The following is an 18,143-nucleotide window of genomic DNA, read 5'->3' on the forward strand; positions in this document are numbered from 1 at the left end:
GCGGGACCAACGTCGTTATAGTAAAATCGTATTGTGTATATAAGTCTTTTCAATACAAATGAAAATAATGGAGGGGTGAAGGCGTGAGCAGTATCTTCAAAAAGTTCAAGTATCTGATTCCTACGTCGGAGCTTGCGGGCGGCCATGCCCAGATGAATGAAGGCGGGCGCACATGGGAGAACATGTACCGCGACCGCTGGTCGTTCGACAAGACAGTCCGCACGACGCACGGGGTCAACTGCACGGGGTCGTGCAGCTGGAACGTCCACGTCAAGAACGGGATTGTGGCGTGGGAGAATCAGGCGACGGACTATCCTGAGACGGCGCCGGATATGCCGGACTTCGAGCCGCGCGGCTGCCCGCGTGGGACGACGTTCTCGTGGTATCTCTACAGCCCGCACCGCGTGAAGTACCCGTATATGCGCGGGGAACTCGCGGCTCTTTGGCGTGAGGCGCGTGCGGCGCATCCGAGCGCGTACGAGGCATGGAAGAGCATCGCCTCCGATCCCGCAAAGAAGAAGCAGTACAAGCAGGCGCGCGGCATGGGCGGCTTTGTGCGCTCGAACTGGCAGGAGGTCAGCGAGCTGATCGCTGCGTCCGTGCTCTACACGGCGTACACCTACGGCTCCGACCGCATCTTCGGCTTCTCCGTTATCCCGGCGATGTCGATGCTGAGCTATGCGGCGGGCATCCGCTTCATGCAGCTGATGGGCGGCGTCGGCCTCTCGTTCTACGACTGGTACGCCGATCTGCCGCCCGCGAGCCCGCAGATCTGGGGCGAGCAGACGGACGTGCCCGAGTCGAGCGACTGGTACAACGCGGGCTACCTCATCACATGGGGCTCAAACGTGCCGCTCACGCGTACGCCGGACGCACACTTTATGGCAGAGGTGCGCTACAAGGGGACAAAGGTTGTCTCGATTGCGCCCGACTACGCTGAGTCCTCGATGTTCGCGGATACGTGGATCCCGCTCAAGGTGGGTAGTGACTCCGCAATGGCGATGGCGATGGGTCACGTCATTCTGAAGGAGTACTACGTAGATAAAACCACGCCGTTCTTCCTCGAATACACGCGGAAGTATACGGACTTCCCGTTCCTTGTGCGCATCGAAAAGCGTGAGGACGGCACGTACGTCCCCGGGCGCATGCTCTCCTCACGCGATATGGGGCGCGACGAGAAGCACGCGGATTTCCGCTACTACGTGGTGGACGACAAGACGGGCGAGATCGTCATTCCGAACGGCACGCTTGCCGAGCGCTGGAGCGATCAGGAGAAGTGGAACATCCGCGAGGAGAACCGCGACACGGGCGCAGAGATCTGCCCGCGCCTCTCTGTCTGGAACGACAAGACGGGGACGGTGGAGGTTGAGCTGCCGTACTTTGGCAATGACCGCGCCAAGCGTACGCTCTCGCGCGCTCTGCCCGTACGTAGCGTAAAGACTGCGGACGGTGAGGTGCTCGTGACGACGGTCTACGATCTCACGCTTGCGAACTATGCGATCGACCGCGGCATTGGCGGCGAGAGTGCAGGCTCGTACGAGGACGACACGCCGTACACGCCCGCATGGCAGGAGAAGTACACGGGCATTTCGCCCGATCTCGTCATCAAGACGGCGCGCGAGATCGCGGACAACGCCATCAAGACGAACGGGCGCACCATGATTATCATGGGCGGCGGCATCAACCACTGGTTCCATGCGGATGCGGTCTACCGCACGATCATCAACCTCCTGCTCTTCACGGGCTGCGAGGGGCGCAACGGCGGCGGCTGGGCACACTACGTCGGGCAGGAGAAGCTCCGTCCGAACGAGGGCTGGGCACGCATCATGAGCGGCTCGGACTGGCAGGGTCCGCCGAAGCTGCTCAACTCGACCTCGTTCTACTATTTTGCGACCGATCAGTGGCGCAGTGATGAGATCCAGACGGATGCGATTACGGCGGCAAACGAGCCGGCGCGTTACAGCCACGCAGCGGACTACGCTGTCATGGCGGCACGTCTCGGCTGGGCACCGTCCTATCCGACGTTCAACCGCGGCTCGAACGATATCGCCGCGGATGCAAAGGCGGCGGGCTTCGAGGGTGCGGACGGCATCAAGAACTACATCGTCAAGAGCCTGAAGGACAAGAGCCTGAAGTTCGCATGGGAGGATCCCGATGCGCCGGAGAATTTCCCGCGCAACCTCTTTGTCTGGCGCTGCAACCTGCTTGGCTCGTCCGCAAAGGGCAACGACTACTTCCTCAAGTATCTCCTCGGCACGGAGAACAGCATCTTCCAGGAGGAGGACTGCGCAACGCGCCCGCAGGAGGTCAAGTGGCGCGAGAAGGAGGAGCTGCAGAAGCCGGGCGGTGCGCTTGAGGGCAAGCTCGATCTGCTCGTTGCGCTCGACTTCCGCATGGCGGGCAACGCGCTTTACTCGGACATCGTGCTGCCGACGGCGACGTGGTACGAGAAAACGGATCTTTCCTCGACGGATATGCACCCGTTTGTCCACCCCTTCCAGCCCGCAGTGGATCCGCTTTGGGAGTCGCGCACGGACTGGGATATCTACCGCACGCTGGCACAGGCGGTGTCGCAGGTGGCAAAGGACGCAAAGCTTACGCCGTACACGAACATCGCCGCGACTCCGCTCGGGCATGACAGCGAGGCGGAGCTGGCACAGCCGGACGGCGTGGTGCGTGACTGGAGCAAGGGCGAGTGCGAGCCGATCCCCGGCAAGACGATGCCCAACATCGCCTCGAACACGATTGACTACACGAAGCTCTATGAGAAGTGGATTGCGCTCGGCCCAAACGCGGGCGGCAAGACGGCGAGCCACGGCAATACATGGGACTCGGCGGAGGACTACGAGGAGATCCGTCAGCGCAACGGCATCATCCAGAACAAGGACTATGTCTCGTACGGCTGCCCCTCGATCTACGAGGCGCGTCAGGCGATTGACGCGGTGCTCGGGATGTCCCCGACTACCTGCGGCAGGACAGCGGTCCGCGCATGGGAGGCGGTCGAAAAGCGCACGGGTCTCGACAACCTCGTGAAGCTCGCGAAGGATCGCGAGGAGGATCGGTTTACCTACGATCAGGTCATCGCGCAGCCGCGTGAGACGATCACTGCGCCGACCTTTACGGGCAGCAACCAGAACCGCCGCTATACGCCCTTTACGAACAACGTGGAGGAGCTGATCCCGTTCCGCACGCTCACGGGGCGCCAGCACTTCTATATGGATCATGAGGTCATGCGTGAGTTCGGCGAGGCACAGGCGGTCTACCGCCCGATCCTCGACTTCCGTCCGATGAACAAGTCGCTCAATGGCACGCAGAAGGAGATCACGCTGAAGTACCTCACGCCGCACAACAAGTGGAGTACGCACAGCATGTACTTCGACGCGCAGCAGATGCTCACGATGTTCCGCGGCGGACAGAGTGTCTGGATGAGCGAGAAGGACGCGGCGGAGATCGGTGTGAAGGACAACGACTGGATCGAGCTGTATAACCGCAACGGTGTCGTCGCCTCGCGCGTCGTCGTGTCGCCGCGTCTCCCGCAGGGCAGCGTCTTTATGCACCATGCGCAGGATCGTCACATCAATGTGCCGGGCTCGAAGATCTCGGGCACGCGCGCGGGTACGCACAACACGCCGACCCACATTCATCTGAAGCCCACCCACCTCATCGGCGGCTACGGGCAGCTCAGCTACGGTTTCAACTACTACGGCCCGACGGGCAATCAGCGCGACTCGTACGTCGTCGTGCGGCGCATGGAGGAGGTAGATTGGCTTGAAGATTAAAGCACAGATTGCGATGGTCATGAATCTGGACAAGTGCATTGGCTGTCACACGTGCTCCATCCTCTGCAAAAATGTCTGGACGAACCGACGCGGCGCAGAGTATATGTATTTCAACAACGTCGAGACAAAGCCCGGCATTGGCTACCCAAAGCAGTGGGAGAACCAGGAGAAGTGGAAGGGCGGCTGGGAACTGAAGGACGGTCAGCTTGGACTCCGTACAGGCGGCATGATGACGCGTCTGGCGAAGCTGTTCTACCACCCGCAGCAGCCCGAGATGGACGACTACTATGAGCCGTGGACGTACGACTATGAGACGCTGATCCACACGAAGAGGCGCAACCATCAGCCGGTGGCACGGCCGCGCTCGCTGATTACCCAGAAGCGCATGGAGATCAAGTGGGGCCCGAACTGGGAGGACGACCTTGCCGACGGACAGTCCGCACGCAAGGACTACAACCTCAGCAAGATGGAGCAGGAGATCACGCTTGAGTTCCACGACATCTTCATGAAGCATCTGCCGCGTCTCTGCAACCACTGCCTCAATCCCGCGTGCGTCGCGGCGTGCCCCTCGGGTGCGATCTACAAGCGCGACGAGGACGGCGTGGTGCTGATCTCGCAGGACGGCTGCCGAGGCTGGCGTCACTGCGTTCCGTCGTGTCCCTATAAAAAAATCTACTACAACTGGGAGACGAACAAGGCGGAGAAGTGCACGTTCTGCTTCCCGCGCCTTGAGAACGGTCTGCCGACCGTGTGCAGCGACGGCTGCGTCGGGCGTATGCGCTATATCGGCGTGCTGCTCTACGATGCAGATAAAGTCAAGACAGCGGCATCCACGCCCGACCCGAAGGATATCTACAAGGCATACCTCGGTGCGCTCTGCGACCCGAACGATCCCGAGACCGTAAAGGCGGCGCAGGCGGCGGGCATCCCTGACCGCTGGATCCGCGCGGCGCAGAACTCGCCCTCGTACAAGCTGATTGCCGAGTGGCAGCTCGCGTTCCCGCTCCATCCGGAGTACCGCACGCTGCCGAACGTCTGGTATGTACCGCCCCTCAGCCCGATTGCACGGCGCGTCGAGGAGAAGGTGTTCTTCCCCGGCGCGGCGGAGATGCGCATCCCCGTTGCCTACCTCGCACAGCTCCTCACGGCGGGCGATGAGGCGGCGATTGAGCGCGTGCTGCGCGTCCTGCTCGAACTGCGCGCCGTCATGCGCACGAAGCAGACGGGTGAGCCGCTGCCGGAGAACCTTGCATACGATGTAGAGACCTACGAGGCGATGTACCGTCTGCTCGGCGTTGCCAAGCGCCGCGACCGCTTCAACATCCCCGCAGGGCTGCAGGATGTCACGCATGAGAAGCTGCGCGAGCTGCAGGGCTCGGTCGGCTATGCCTGTCCCGGAGGGTGCTGCTGATGGATACAAACTGCATTCAGACGCCGCTCCTCCTCACCTCCTACCTGTTCGAGTACCCCTCGGCAGAGTGGTGGGAGGGCGTTCCCACCCATGCGGCGGCAGTTGCGGATGTCGAGCGTCCGCAGTCGCGCGAGGTGTTCGAGGAGTTCTTCGGCTACATCGGGGAGAGTGACCGACAGGAGTACGAGGATGCCTACGTGCGCGCCTTTGACTTCTCGCAGAACACGAACCTCTACCTCACGACGCACAACCGCACGGATTTCGGCAAGCAGTCTGAGGAACTGCTCGCATACAAGCAGCTTTTCCTCGATGCGGGCTATGATCTCGATCATGAGCTGCCCGACTATCTGCCCGCGATCTTGGAGCTTGCGGCGGCGGTGCCTGAGCGGGAGGCACTGCACATCCTGACCGAGGTGCGTCCGAAACTGGAACTCCTGCGTGACCGTCTGATCGAGGCGAAGCTGCCCTACGCATTTCTCCTTGATGTCGTGCTCACGGAGGCGGCGGGACTCGAAGGGAGGACAGCATAATGAAACAATTCGTTTGGGGCGTCCTGCCCTACATCGCGTTCACGTTCCTCATCGTGGGGACGATTGTGCGCTACACCGTCTTTGAGCGGAACTGGACGACGAAGTCCAGTCAGTTCCTCTCCAAGAGTGACCTGAAGATCGCTGGGCCAATGTTCCACCTCGGTCTTCTCATGGCATTCGGCGGTCACGTCATCGGCGTGCTCATCCCGAAATTTGTCACCGAGGCGGCGGGGATCAACGAGCATCTCTACCACATGATCGCGCTCGGCGGCGGTGCGCCCGCAGGCGTGCTCTTCTTCGGGGGCTTTATCCTCCTGCTGATCCGCCGCTTTGGCAAGGATCGCATGGCGGTCAATACATCGTGCATGGACAAGTGGCTCTATTTGTTCCTCTTCCTTGCGATCTTCTCTGGCTGTGCGTCCACGACGCTGAACGCCGTGCAGGGCGGCTTTGACTACCGCGAGACGATTTCGCCGTGGTTCCGCTCCGTGCTGATGCTCAGTCCGGACATCTCCTATATGGAGAACGTACCGCTCATGTTCCGTATCCACATGTTCTCGTGGATGGCAGTCGCGTTCCTCTTCCCGTTCACGCGTCTCGTCCACTGCCTCAGTGCACCGTTTGAGTACCTCGTGCGCAGTCCGATCATCTATCGGAAGAAATAAGAATTTACAGCCGTCCCTTGCGGGGGACGGTTTTGCTTTATTGCAACAGAATTGCACTCTGTGGTATAATTCCGATAGAAAGAAACACTGGGGGAATATCGATGAACATCGTCTTCTACGAGAAAGAGGATGGAACAATCCCCATCGTGGAATTCTTGGACTCCCTTGATGCGAAGATGTATGCGAAGGTCTCGCGTACCATTCGCTTACTGGAACTGAAAGGACATCAACTTCGCGCACCGCACTCTAAGGAACTCACGGATGGGATTATGGAGCTGCGCATTTCCTTTGGTGGGAATATCACACGCGTACTGTACTTTTTTATCGTTGGTGATACGGCGGTTCTGACGAATGGATTCGTCAAGAAAACGCAGCTGACCCCGCCGCAGGAAATTGCGCGTGCCAAAGAGTACCGAGAGGATTATCGAAGGAGGAATCCGTCATGATGACATTTGCCGAATACCATAAAGAAAAGATGAAGGATCCTGACTTCAAGCGTGAATACGATGCCTTGGAGGATTGGTTTCAAGAAGAACTTGCGGTGCAGGAAAAATCTGCTCCCCGTGATGCGCATACGGAAATTGTGGCGAAAGGAAAGGAAATCCGAACCGCACATGTTTCCTTTGCATAAGCTGTGGATAGAAAGGATGAGCGTATACAATGAGTGAGGTCAAGGTGGAGGAGTTTGTGCGGTCGCTGAGTGCGCAGCGTGTGGAGACGCTGCGCGGCGTGATTGAGGCAGACCTGCAGGCGGCATGGGAAAAAGGCAAGGCTGCGGGCAAGCTGGAGGGCATCAGCGAGGGGGAGTTCCGCGGGCGCAAGCAGGGCGTGATCAGCGTTGCGCTGAATCTCCTGCGTGCGGGTACGGACACGGCGACCGTTGCGAAGGCGGCGGAGCTGCCTGAGCCGCTCATCCGCAAGATCGCGCAGGACAACGGCGTCGAACTGGCGTAAAACAATAGACGGCACGTGCTGTCATCGAGCGGCAAAGGAGCACGATATGGCATTTCCGAAGGACTTTCTCTGGGGCGGTGCGGTCGCGGCGAATCAGTGCGAGGGCGCATACAATGCGGACGGCAAGGGACTCGACATACAGGACATCATGCCACGCGGCATTACGGGCGCACCGACGGAGGAGCCGACGGCGGACAATCTGAAACTCACGGCGATCGACTTCTACCACAAATACAAGGAGGATATTGCCCTCTTTGCCGAGATGGGGTTCAAGGTCTTTCGCACGTCGATTGCGTGGAGCCGCATCTATCCGAACGGCGACGATGCCGAGCCGAACGAGGCGGGGCTGCAGTTCTACGACGATCTCTTCGACGCGTGCCGGAAATACGGCATCGAGCCGCTCGTGACGATCTCGCACTACGAGACGCCGCTCCATCTCGCAAAGGCATACAACGGCTGGATGAACCACGACCTCATCGGCTTCTACGAGCGCTATGTGCGGACGATCTTCGCGCGCTACCGCAGAAAGGTGAAGTACTGGCTGACGTTCAATGAGATCAACTCCGTGCTGCACGAGCCGCTCCTCTCGGGCGGGATACTGACGCCGAAGTCGGAGCTGTCGCTCCAAGACCTCTATCAGGCGTGCCATCATGAGTTCGTCGCCTCGGCGCTTGCGACGAGGATCGGGCATGAGATCATCCCCGAGGCGCAGATCGGCTGCATGATCCTCGCGATGCCGACGTACCCGCTGACGCCCGCGCCCGATGATATGATCGCCGTCATGCGTGCGGAGCATTTTAATGACTTCTTCGGGGATATGCACGTGCGCGGCGTGTACCCGGGCTATATGAAACGCTATTTCCGCGAGAACGGCATCGAGATCCGTGCGACACAGGAGGAGCTGCAGCTGCTGCGGGAGCATACGGTGGACTTTGTGTCGTTTAGCTACTATGTTAGTATATGTGAGGGCGCGGGCGGCACGGCGGGCGGCGGCAATCTCCTCGGCGGGAAAAAGAATCCGTATCTCAAGGCGAGCGAATGGGGCTGGCAGATCGACCCGCAGGGGCTGCGCCTTGTGCTAAACCGCTACTACGACCGCTGGCAGAAGCCGCTGTTTATTGTCGAGAACGGTCTCGGAGCGAAGGATGTGCTTGTCGCGGACGGTGCGGGCGGCATGACGGTCGCGGACGACTACCGCATCGCCTATCTCAGCGACCATCTCGTGCAGGTGGAGGAGGCAATCGCCGACGGCGTGCCCGTCATGGGCTATACGACGTGGGGCTGCATCGACCTCGTGAGCGCGTCGACGGCGCAGATGTCAAAGCGGTACGGCTTTATCTATGTGGATCGGAACGACGATGGGACGGGAACGCTCGCGCGATACCGCAAGAAGTCGTTTCACTGGTATAAGGACGTGATCGCGACGAACGGGGAATGTTTGAAGGGATAGCCCCGGTGCTCCTATCGGCGATTCGAGCGAGCGGTGCATCTCTATCGCAAGAGAGCCGTACAAGCCACCGGCGCCCCTATCGCCTCACTGCGTTCGGCACTTCCCCCGCAGCGGCGGGGGAAGCTAAAATACCATGATGGTCGTACGCCAAAAGACGCCCGTGCGGCGGGAGGAACATACGCGGATGCCGCTCCCCAAGCCTCCCCCGTCGAAACGGGGGAGGGGAACAGCGCAGCGGTGGTGGGGGCGCTTTGAACGAAGGAATGTGCAGGTATGCGGAACAGCTGTGAGATCTCATGACCTCACAGCTGCTTTTTTGCACGCGGATTCAAAATTGTACGCGGAAAAAAACTTGTCACACTTTTGAACTTTGTGATAAACTGAACAAAGTCGTGTGCGGCGGCATCTGTGGAGCCGCCCGCAAATTGCGTACAAAGGAGGCGCTTACATGGAAACGTTGGCCGCGATTATCTTTGTTGTGATGTATATGGTGATTGTCTCGGAAAAGATCCACCGCACGGTCGCTGCGATGATCGGCGCGGTGCTCATGATGCTGCTCGGTATCCTCTCGCAGGAGGTCGCACTGCATCATGTGGACTTTGAAACGCTCGGTCTTCTCGTCGGTATGATGGTGCTCGTCGGCGTGACGAAGGAGACGGGGCTCTTTGACTACGTGGCGATTGCTGCGGCGAAGGCCGCAAAGGCAGAGCCGCGCCGCATTCTTGTCTATCTCTGTCTGATTACGGCGCTGTTTTCTGCATTCCTCGACAATGTGACCACGGTGCTTCTCATGGTGCCCGTGACGTTCAGCATCACGAAGATCCTGAAGCTGGATCCCATGCCATACCTTCTGACGCAGATCATTGCGTCGAACATCGGCGGGACGGCGACGCTGATCGGCGACCCGCCGAACATCATGATCGGCAGCGCCGTGAAGGAACTGACCTTCGTCATGTTCATCGAGCATCTCGCACCGATTGCGATCATTTCGATGGTGGTTGTCATGCTCATCATGTCTGCGATCTACCGCAAGAGCCTCGTCACAACGCCCGAGCTGCAGGCGGAGCTGATGCAGATGGACGAAAAGGCGGCGATCACGGATCATAGACTCTTAAAGCGTTCTCTCTTCGTTCTGGGGCTGACGATCCTCGGATTTTTCACACACTCCTTTACACACATCGAGTCCTCGCTGATCGCGCTGACGGGAGGCTTTTTGCTGCTGCTCCTTGCGGGCGGGAGCGAGCATCTCGTGGAGAAGGCGATGCACGCGGTTGAGTGGCCGACGATCTTCTTCTTCATCGGTCTCTTTATCGCCGTCGGCGGTTTGATTGAGGTCGGCATTATTGCGCAGCTTGCGGAGACGGCGGTCGATGCGACGGGCGGTGATCTGACGGCGACGGCGCTGCTGATCCTCTGGATGAGTGCGATCATCTCGTCTGTGCTCGACAACATCCCGTTTGTGGCGACGATGATTCCGTTGATTCAGAATATGGGCGCGATGGGCATCACGAATCTCGAACCGCTCTGGTGGTCGCTCGCACTCGGCGCGTGCCTTGGCGGCAACGGCACGCTTGTCGGCGCGTCCGCCAACCTCATCGTGGCGGGCATGGCGGCGGAGCGCGGCGTGCACATCAGCTTTATCCGCTACTTCAAGATCGGCTTCCCGCTCATGATCCTCACGATCGTGCTCTCGACGGTCTATGTCTATCTGCGGTATTTGTTGTAAAGGGGCTGTTGCACGAAGTTTTCTAGCTTCGTGCAACAGCCCCCTAGAAATAATGCACAGGATGCAGGAAAAATCCGCATGGAGGCGAATCCATTCCATAGAGAAATGTGTGAGAGGCACCGACACAGTTTCGGTGCCTCTTTTTGCCCCATAGAAAAGGGAGATGAACTATGTTTATACTGGCATCCGCTTCACCGCGCAGGCGTGCGCTCCTGCGTCAGATTGGGGCGCGGTTCGTCTCGATCACCCCTGCCGTGGACGAGGTGAAGGACGGGGAGCACCCGCGCGATGCGGTGATCCACAATGCGCTCATCAAGGCGCGCAAGGTGGCGGAGGAGTATCCGGAGCATGCAGTGCTCGGAGCGGATACGTCTGTCGTGCTGAGCGGACAGGCGTTTGGAAAGCCGAAGGACGCGGCGGAGGCGCGCTCTATGCTCGCGCTGCTTGAGGGTCGGCAGCATACGGTGCTGACGGGGATTGCATGGGTGACAGGCGGACGCGAATACACGGACGCAGCGGAGACGATTGTGCGTTTTGCCCCTATGACGGCGGCGGAGATCGCCGCGTATGTTGCGACGGGGGAGCCGATGGGAAAGGCGGGCGCGTATGCGATTCAGGGGCGCGCGGCAATCTATATAGAGGAGATGCACGGATCGTTCTCGAATGTGGTCGGGCTGCCGCTCCATGCGGTTGCGGCGCTTGCGCGCACGGCGGGGGTCACGATGGAGGACGCGGATGAACCTGCGTGAGCTGCCGGCGGGGGAGCTGCCGCGTGAGCGCCTGATCGAGCACGGGGCAGCGGCGCTCAGCGATGCGGAGCTGCTTGCGATCCTCCTGCGCACAGGGCGTGCAGGGGAGAATGTGCTCGATCTTGCACGTGGGATTGTCGCGCGCTTCCGTGCGATGGGACTCTCCGAGATCCTAGCGATGCCCTGTGCGGAGTTCGCACGGATCCCGGGCGTTGGCATGGCAAAGGCGGCGACGGTGCTTGCCGCGCTTGAACTCGGCCGGCGTGCGCAGTGCACGGCAAAGACCCGCCCGCGCATACGCGCGGCAGAGGATGTTGCGGCGCTGCTGCGCCCGCGTCTTGCTGCCGAGAAGCGGGAACACTTTCTCGTGCTGCCGCTCTCTGCGAAGAATGAGGTGCTGATGGTCGCAGATGTGTCCGTGGGGACGCTCACGAATACACTCGTGCACCCGCGCGAGGTCTATGAGCCCGCGATTCGCTGCGGTGCGGCGCACATCATTCTCGCGCACAACCATCCGAGCGGCGATCCCATGCCGAGTGCGGAGGATCATCGCCTCACGCGCGTGCTCAAGGAGGCGGGGAACCTCCTCGGCATCCCCGTGACGGATCATGTGATTCTCGGAGGCAATGAATTTTTCAGCTTTGCAGAGGAGGGGGTGTTGTGAGTGGTCGGAAGCCCCTGCTCTGGTGGAGGAAAAGCGTGTATGCCGTACCCACAAGCCTCCCCTCCGTCGATACGAGGGAGGTGGAACGCAACAGCGTGACGGAAGGGGCGCCTTGGGCGATGTTTGATTTCTATCGTGAGAGAGTCGCAATAGGCAGTGGCGCCCCTATCGTCACGCCTACGGCGTGCCACTTCCCCCGCCTCGGACGGGGGAAGCTAATCTACTGCGTTATTTTTTTTCGCAGAGAGAGGATTTCCCCCCTCAATCATCGAAATATACTGATACCTTAGGAAATGATTCTTGTTAAAACGTGATTAGGAGGGATTGAGATGAGCAAGATCAAAAAAATTCTTGTTCCGGTCGATGGATCGGTGAGTGGCTGCAAGGCTGTTGATGAGGCATTGTTTATCGCGGAGAAATGCGACGCGGAGCTCGACTTCGTGTACGTCGCGAGCAATATCAATAAGGACATCCCGAGCCACATCGTCTTTGATCGTATATGGGAAAAGCTGTCGGGGAATCGCAAGGCGCGCAAGCACGTCAAGAGCGGCAACGTCCCCAAGAGTATCCTCGAAGTGGCGGAGGAGGAGCAGAGCGACCTGATCGTCATGGGCAGCCGTGGGCTTGGTCTTCTCAAGGGCGTGCTCATCGGCAGTGTCAGTCAGAAGGTGATCGAGGAGTCGAAGATCCCCGTTATGGTGATTAAGTAGGTTCGTATATCCTATGCGTAGGCGGGAGGTGGCAGCCTTGACCGTTCGACAGGGTCTTGAGGAGCAGGAGGACGCACTCCTCTCTCCCTTGGCGGCGCGCAGCAAAGATGCCGGGCGCAGTCATCCGATGGAGGAGTGCCCCTTCCGCACGAAGTTTCAGCGTGACCGCGACCGCATTCTCCACTCCAAGTCGTTCCGGCGGCTCAAGCACAAGACACAGGTCTACATCGTGGCGGGGGATCACTATCGCACGCGCATGACGCACAGTCTTGAGGTGGCGCAGATCTCGCGCACGATTGCGCGGGGGCTCCGCCTCAACGAGGATCTGACGGAGGCAATCGCACTCGGGCACGATGTCGGCCATACGCCGTTCGGTCATGCGGGCGAGGCGGTCATGGAGGAGATCACGGGGCATTTCGCCCACAACGAGCAGAGCCTGCGCATGGTCGAGATCCTCGAGCGCGGCGGACGTGGGCTGAACCTCACGAACGAGGTGCGCGACGGCATCCTCAACCACACGGGTAAGGGCGTGCCGACGACGTTTGAAGGGCGGATTGTGCGCATCGCCGACCGCATCGCCTATCTCTGCCACGACTACGATGACAGCATCCGTGCGGGGCTTCTCTCGCCGGAGGAACTGCCCGCCGAGGTGCGGGAGTCCTTTGGTACGGATACCTCGGCGATGATTACAAGCATGGTGTCGGATATGATCGTCACCTCGGAAGCGCGCGGCGATGCGGTACTCTCGCCAGCGGTGCAGCGCGTGATGGATGCGTTCCGTGCCTTTATGTTCGAGCGCATCTACCACTCCAAGACGCTCGCCCATGAGCGTGCACAGGCGGGGTTTGTCCTGCGTGCGCTGATGGATCACTTCACCGTCTATTTCGACACCCTCCCGCGCGAGTTTATCGAGCGTGCGGAAAAGTGGGGGCGCGAGCAGTGCGTGGTGGACTATGTGGCGGGCCTGACGGACAGCTACGCCGTCGCACTCTTCCGCGAGATCTACATCCCGCCCGTCGATCAGATGACGATCAAGCCAATATAAAAGGAGATAACAATGCGTGACCCGAGTATGGAGGCCTTTGTGCAGCAGGTGCGCGCGCAGACCGACATCCTTGCCGTCGTGCAGGGCTATGTTCCTCTGAAGCGCAGGGGCGGCCGCTACTGGGGCTGCTGCCCTTTTCACAGCGAGAAAACGGCATCGTTCTCCGTCGTACCGGACGACGGTTTCTTTTACTGCTTTGGCTGCCATGCGGGCGGCGACGCCTTCAAATTCATCTCGCTGATCGAGCAGATCACATGGTTCGAGGCGGTCAAACGACAGGCGGAGCAGCTCGGTATTCCGCTGCCCGCAGAAAAGCGCGATCCCCATGCGGAGGCGCGTCTCAGGGAGCTGGACGATCTCAGAAAGGTCAATGCCCTCGCGCGTGATTTCTTCCACAACTGCCTCACGATGACGCGCTACGGGGCGGCGGGAAAAGCCTATCTCGCGGGGCGCGGCATCACGGAGGAGGCGATTGTGCGCTATGGGATCGGCTTTGCGCCCGACGCATGGTCGAAGCTCTCCGATGCGTTCCAAAAGCGCGGAATCGCCGCACACCTCCTCGTGACGGCGGGACTCGCCGTCAAACGCGAACGCGGCGAGGGCGTCTATGACCGCTTCCGGGGTCGTGTCATCATCCCCATCGCGGACGAGCGCGGACGCGTCGTCGGGTTCGGCGGGCGCGCGCTCGGCGACGTGCAGCCGAAGTACCTCAATACGGCGGAGACGCCCGTCTTTAACAAGCGCAGGCTCCTCTTTGGGCTCGACCGAGCATACCGTACAATCGCGAGCGAGGGGACGGCGATTGTGGTCGAGGGCTATATGGATGCCATTGCCGCATGGGAGGCGGGCGTGACGAATGTCGTTGCGACGCTGGGCACGTCGTTCACAAGCGACCACGCCGCAATGCTCCTGCGCCGTGCGCCGCGCATCGTCTTTTGCTACGACAGCGATACGGCGGGACAGGAGGCGACGCTCCGCGCCCTCGCTGCGGTGCGTGGGCGTGCGGCGGAAGTGCGTGTGCTGCTTCTGCCGGACGGAAAGGATCCCGACGAATACGTCCGCACGCATGGTGCGGAGGCGTTTCGTGCGCTTGTGGAGACCGCAGTTCCTGTTCCAGTCTTCCGTCTGCGCCATGTGCGTGCCCACATGGCGGAGAGTGTGGATGGGCGGCGCGCGGCACTCACGGAGATGCTGCCCGTCCTTGCCGAACTCGACCCCGTTGCGCGGGCTGCCTACATACGGCAGACGGCGGCGGAGCTGTTTCTGGATGAGGGCGTCGTGACGGATGCCCTGCGGCGCTTCCTGCGGCAGGGCGGCGGCGTGGCGGAGAAGACTGCCCCCGTCCAGCACGCACCTGTGCGGCAGGCAGATGATGCCCTGCGACGTGCCGGACGCGGTCTCGTCGCGGCAGTCTGGCGTGATTCCGCGCTTCTCACTGAAATTTTATCTTCCATTCCACTGGAGAAATTTCCCGATGCGGGCATTGGGGAACTGCTCCGTGCGATGGAGGCGCATCGCGCTGCGGGCGGTGCATTTGACGTGGGCTTTATTGCCGCGCAGCCTACGGCGGCGGGGGCGGAGCTTACTCGTGCACTCGCCGAGGAGGGGGATATGGCGGCGTCCTTTCGGGAGTCTCTGGGGGTGCTTCGACGTGCCTATCTGACCGCAGAACTTGCACGGCATACACGCCGCGCCGAGGAGATGATGCAAGAAGGAAAAGCGGCATACATTGACGAATTAAACGAAGTAAAGCGTATACAGGACGAGATCGCCCGTGGGGATTCCAATGAATGACGCGGGCAAAAATTGGCTTGTTTTATCCGTGATACCTTTAGCCCCCGTGAATTTACAACGATATATTAAATAATAAAACTTATTAAATAATACTTTGAACTGAAAGGAGGGGGCACGATGGCAACAGCAGCGGTGCGCATGCAGCGGGACGAGATGAACGAAACGGGAACATTGGGAAAGCTTGTGGCAAAGGGAAAGGCGAACGGAGGAACACTGACCTGCGGAGAAATCATAGAGGCGATTGATACATGGCATGCGACCCCCGACGAGATGGATGGGCTGTATGGGCGGCTCAGTGACGAGAATATCGAGGTTGTGGATGACACCGTTGTCGCAGCGGGACTCGATGAGGTTGTGTTGGAGCCGGTTGACGATCTGGACAAGGACGAGGCAGTTGTCGAGCTGGATCTCTCCATCCCCGAGGGCGTTGCCCTCGACGATCCCGTCCGTATGTATCTGAAGGAGATCGGCCGCGTGCCGCTTCTGACGGCGGAGGAGGAGGTCGAGCTCGCACGGCGTATGGAGGCGGGCGACGAGAAGGCGCGGCATCGGCTTGAGGAGGCGAACCTGCGCCTTGTCGTGAGCATTGCCAAACGCTACGTCGGGCGCGGCATGCTCTTTCTCGATCTCATACAGGAGGGCAATCTGGGTCTCCTCAAGGCGGTCGAGAAGTTTGACTACAGCAAGGGCTACAAGTTCAGCACGTATGCGACGTGGTGGATCCGTCAGGCGATCACGCGCGCGATTGCCGATCAGGCGCGCACGATCCGCATCCCCGTGCACATGGTTGAGACGATCAACAAGTACATCCGCATCTCGCGGCAGCTCCTGCAGGAGCTCGGGCGCGACCCGACGCCGGACGAGGTGGCAAAGCACATGGGTCTCAGTGCCGCGCGTGTACGCGAGATCATGAAGATCGCGCAGGAACCCGTTTCGCTTGAGACACCGGTCGGCGAGGAGGAGGACTCCCACCTCGGCGACTTCATCGAGGACGAGGCGGCACCGGATCCTGCGGATGCAGCGTCGATGATGCTGCTCAAGGAGCAGATTGCGGATGTTCTCGGGACGCTCGCCCCGCGTGAGGCGGAGGTGCTGCGGCTGCGGTTCGGACTTGAGGACGGTCGCTCGCGCACACTGGAGGAAGTCGGGCAGAGCTTTGGCGTGACGCGTGAGCGCATTCGTCAGATTGAGGCAAAGGCACTCCGAAAGCTCAGGCATCCTGTGCGCTTGCGCAAACTACAGGGGAATTTTGACCTTTGAGACAGGGGTCTCAGGGAATACGACAGGAGGATCGTGCTATGACTGAGGGGACGGAGCAGAAAAAAGCACCGGGCGCCGAGATCATTGAACGCCTGCTTGCCAAGGGCAAGAAGAATGGCGGAACGCTGACGTACGGCGAGCTGATTGATGCACTGCAAAAACAGGATATGTCCCCCGATGAAATGGACGATATGTACCAGCGTTTCAGCGATGAGGGGGTTGAGATCGTCGATGATGTACCGGCGGTCGTAGAAGAAGAACCCGTGGACGATGATCCGCCCGAAAAGGAGGAGGAGGTCGAGATCGACCTGACCATCCCGGAGGGGATCTCTCTGGATGACCCCGTCCGCATGTATTTGAAGGAGATCGGTCACGTACCGCTCCTCACGGCGGAGGAGGAAGTCGATCTCGCGCAGCGCATGGAGGCGGGCGACGAGGAGGCGCGGCATCGCCTGGAGGAGGCGAACCTGCGCCTTGTCGTGAGCATTGCCAAACGCTACGTCGGGCGCGGTATGCTCTTTCTCGATCTCATACAGGAGGGCAATCTGGGGCTCCTCAAGGCAGTCGAGAAGTTTGACTACAGCAAGGGCTACAAGTTCAGCACGTATGCGACGTGGTGGATCCGTCAGGCGATCACGCGCGCGATTGCCGATCAGGCGCGTACGATTCGCATTCCCGTGCACATGGTTGAGACGATCAACAAGCTTGTGCGCATCTCGCGGCAGCTTCTGCAGGAGCTCGGACGCGACCCGCGCCCCGAGGAGATCGCAAAGGAAATGGGCATCAGTGTCTCACGCGTGCACGAGATCATGAAGATCGCGCAGGAACCCGTCTCGCTTGAGACGCCAATCGGCGAAGAGGAGGACTCCCACCTCGGCGACTTCATCGAGGACGAGGCGGCGCCCGCGCCCGCCGAGGCGGCATCGTTCATGCTCCTGCGTGAGCAGCTTGAGGAAGTGTTGGAGACGCTGACTGACCGCGAGAAGAATGTCCTGCGGCTGCGGTTCGGACTTGAGGACGGGCGGTCGCGCACACTGGAGGAGGTCGGGCAGAGTTTTGGCGTCACGCGTGAGCGCATCCGCCAGATCGAGGCAAAGGCACTCCGAAAGCTCAGACATCCGAGCCGCAGCAAGGTGCTGCGGGACTTCTTGGAGTAGTTGACGCGTGCGAAGAAATGTCGTATAATAAGCATACAAAAAGGGCACTGCCGGTAAAACGGTCAGCCCCTACTTGACGAAGAACCCCGCCGAAAGTTTGGGGACTGTGCGGCGGGGCTTCTTATTCCTTAATTGTGACGAGGATCAACAGGGTTACGAGAAGTAACGCAAGCAAATCATAAAATGTCATAGGATCGCCCCCTCTCAGGGGCTAAGAATCGACCGCCTACCGTTGACAGTGCCTATGTG

16 protein-coding genes are annotated in these 18,143 nt (G+C 60.1%); all 16 read left to right on the plus strand.

Annotated features, from left to right (window positions below; genetic code table 11):
- Positions 1–83: 83 nt before the first annotated feature.
- Positions 84–3,779 carry a nitrate reductase subunit alpha gene (locus C8273_RS02040; protein ID WP_106626165.1) on the plus strand — a complete coding sequence of 1,232 codons (3,696 nt, stop codon included), beginning with the start codon at positions 84–86 and terminating at the stop codon, positions 3,777–3,779.
- Positions 3,769–5,190: a nitrate reductase subunit beta gene (gene narH, locus C8273_RS02045; RefSeq protein ID WP_106626166.1), complete on the plus strand. Its 1,422-nt coding sequence runs from the start codon at positions 3,769–3,771 to the stop codon at positions 5,188–5,190. Before C8273_RS02040 ends, narH begins: the two co-directional genes overlap by 11 nt.
- Complete coding sequence (gene narJ, locus C8273_RS02050; RefSeq protein WP_106626167.1) at positions 5,190–5,720, plus strand: nitrate reductase molybdenum cofactor assembly chaperone; 531 nt, start codon at positions 5,190–5,192, stop codon at positions 5,718–5,720. Before narH ends, narJ begins: the two co-directional genes overlap by 1 nt.
- On the plus strand, positions 5,720–6,385 hold the full coding sequence (gene narI / locus C8273_RS02055; protein ID WP_106626168.1) for a respiratory nitrate reductase subunit gamma: 666 nt from the start codon (positions 5,720–5,722) through the stop codon (positions 6,383–6,385). The genes narJ and narI overlap by 1 nt, the downstream gene beginning before the upstream one ends.
- A 101-nt stretch (positions 6,386–6,486) precedes the next feature.
- Positions 6,487–6,831, plus strand: coding sequence for a type II toxin-antitoxin system RelE/ParE family toxin (locus C8273_RS02060; protein WP_106626169.1), 345 nt, complete (start codon positions 6,487–6,489; stop codon positions 6,829–6,831).
- Positions 6,828–7,016 (plus strand): hypothetical protein, encoded by a 189-nt coding sequence (locus tag C8273_RS02065; protein WP_199820978.1) that lies wholly within the window; start codon positions 6,828–6,830, stop codon positions 7,014–7,016. The genes C8273_RS02060 and C8273_RS02065 overlap by 4 nt, the downstream gene beginning before the upstream one ends.
- A gap of 29 nt (positions 7,017–7,045) precedes the next feature.
- Entirely contained in the window at positions 7,046–7,339 is a 294-nt protein-coding gene (locus C8273_RS02070) for an RpnC/YadD family protein (protein WP_106626170.1), read from the plus strand.
- A gap of 46 nt (positions 7,340–7,385) precedes the next feature.
- Positions 7,386–8,789: a glycoside hydrolase family 1 protein gene (locus C8273_RS02075; protein ID WP_106626171.1), complete on the plus strand. Its 1,404-nt coding sequence runs from the start codon at positions 7,386–7,388 to the stop codon at positions 8,787–8,789.
- Positions 8,790–9,237: 448 nt separating this feature from the next.
- Complete coding sequence (locus tag C8273_RS02080) at positions 9,238–10,515, plus strand: ArsB/NhaD family transporter (protein WP_106626172.1); 1,278 nt, start codon at positions 9,238–9,240, stop codon at positions 10,513–10,515.
- Between the two features lie 170 nt (positions 10,516–10,685).
- Positions 10,686–11,264: a Maf family protein gene (locus tag C8273_RS02085; protein ID WP_106626173.1), complete on the plus strand. Its 579-nt coding sequence runs from the start codon at positions 10,686–10,688 to the stop codon at positions 11,262–11,264.
- Positions 11,251–11,928 carry a RadC family protein gene (radC, locus tag C8273_RS02090; RefSeq protein ID WP_106626174.1) on the plus strand — a complete coding sequence of 226 codons (678 nt, stop codon included), beginning with the start codon at positions 11,251–11,253 and terminating at the stop codon, positions 11,926–11,928. The genes C8273_RS02085 and radC overlap by 14 nt, the downstream gene beginning before the upstream one ends.
- A gap of 329 nt (positions 11,929–12,257) precedes the next feature.
- Positions 12,258–12,638: a universal stress protein gene (locus C8273_RS02100; protein WP_106626176.1), complete on the plus strand. Its 381-nt coding sequence runs from the start codon at positions 12,258–12,260 to the stop codon at positions 12,636–12,638.
- A gap of 37 nt (positions 12,639–12,675) precedes the next feature.
- Positions 12,676–13,683 (plus strand): deoxyguanosinetriphosphate triphosphohydrolase, encoded by a 1,008-nt coding sequence (locus C8273_RS02105; RefSeq protein WP_106626177.1) that lies wholly within the window; start codon positions 12,676–12,678, stop codon positions 13,681–13,683.
- A 12-nt stretch (positions 13,684–13,695) separates the two neighbouring features.
- Positions 13,696–15,477 carry a DNA primase gene (gene dnaG, locus C8273_RS02110; RefSeq protein WP_106626178.1) on the plus strand — a complete coding sequence of 594 codons (1,782 nt, stop codon included), beginning with the start codon at positions 13,696–13,698 and terminating at the stop codon, positions 15,475–15,477.
- A 117-nt stretch (positions 15,478–15,594) separates the two neighbouring features.
- Positions 15,595–16,737, plus strand: coding sequence for an RNA polymerase sigma factor RpoD (rpoD, locus tag C8273_RS02115; RefSeq protein ID WP_106626179.1), 1,143 nt, complete (start codon positions 15,595–15,597; stop codon positions 16,735–16,737).
- A gap of 38 nt (positions 16,738–16,775) precedes the next feature.
- Positions 16,776–17,894, plus strand: coding sequence for an RNA polymerase sigma factor RpoD (rpoD, locus tag C8273_RS02120; RefSeq protein WP_106626180.1), 1,119 nt, complete (start codon positions 16,776–16,778; stop codon positions 17,892–17,894).
- Positions 17,895–18,143 lie beyond the last annotated feature (249 nt).

This window comes from Candidatus Centipeda massiliensis, assembly GCF_900290285.1.
Classification (GTDB): Bacteria; Bacillota; Negativicutes; order Selenomonadales; family Selenomonadaceae; genus Centipeda; species Centipeda massiliensis.

Excerpts from the sequence above, each read along its gene's own strand:
- rpoD (WP_106626179.1), top strand. The coding sequence starts at position 15,595 with ATGGCAACAGCAGCGGTGCGCATGCAGCGGGACGAGATGAACGAAACG.
- narJ (WP_106626167.1), top strand. The coding sequence starts at position 5,190 with ATGGATACAAACTGCATTCAGACGCCGCTCCTCCTCACCTCCTACCTG.
- dnaG (WP_106626178.1), top strand. The coding sequence starts at position 13,696 with ATGCGTGACCCGAGTATGGAGGCCTTTGTGCAGCAGGTGCGCGCGCAG.
- C8273_RS02100 (WP_106626176.1), top strand. The coding sequence starts at position 12,258 with ATGAGCAAGATCAAAAAAATTCTTGTTCCGGTCGATGGATCGGTGAGT.
- C8273_RS02075 (WP_106626171.1), top strand. The coding sequence starts at position 7,386 with ATGGCATTTCCGAAGGACTTTCTCTGGGGCGGTGCGGTCGCGGCGAAT.
- radC (WP_106626174.1), top strand. The coding sequence starts at position 11,251 with ATGAACCTGCGTGAGCTGCCGGCGGGGGAGCTGCCGCGTGAGCGCCTG.
- narI (WP_106626168.1), top strand. The coding sequence starts at position 5,720 with ATGAAACAATTCGTTTGGGGCGTCCTGCCCTACATCGCGTTCACGTTC.
- C8273_RS02085 (WP_106626173.1), top strand. The coding sequence starts at position 10,686 with ATGTTTATACTGGCATCCGCTTCACCGCGCAGGCGTGCGCTCCTGCGT.
- rpoD (WP_106626180.1), top strand. The coding sequence starts at position 16,776 with ATGACTGAGGGGACGGAGCAGAAAAAAGCACCGGGCGCCGAGATCATT.
- C8273_RS02065 (WP_199820978.1), top strand. The coding sequence starts at position 6,828 with ATGATGACATTTGCCGAATACCATAAAGAAAAGATGAAGGATCCTGAC.
- C8273_RS02070 (WP_106626170.1), top strand. The coding sequence starts at position 7,046 with ATGAGTGAGGTCAAGGTGGAGGAGTTTGTGCGGTCGCTGAGTGCGCAG.
- C8273_RS02080 (WP_106626172.1), top strand. The coding sequence starts at position 9,238 with ATGGAAACGTTGGCCGCGATTATCTTTGTTGTGATGTATATGGTGATT.
- C8273_RS02060 (WP_106626169.1), top strand. The coding sequence starts at position 6,487 with ATGAACATCGTCTTCTACGAGAAAGAGGATGGAACAATCCCCATCGTG.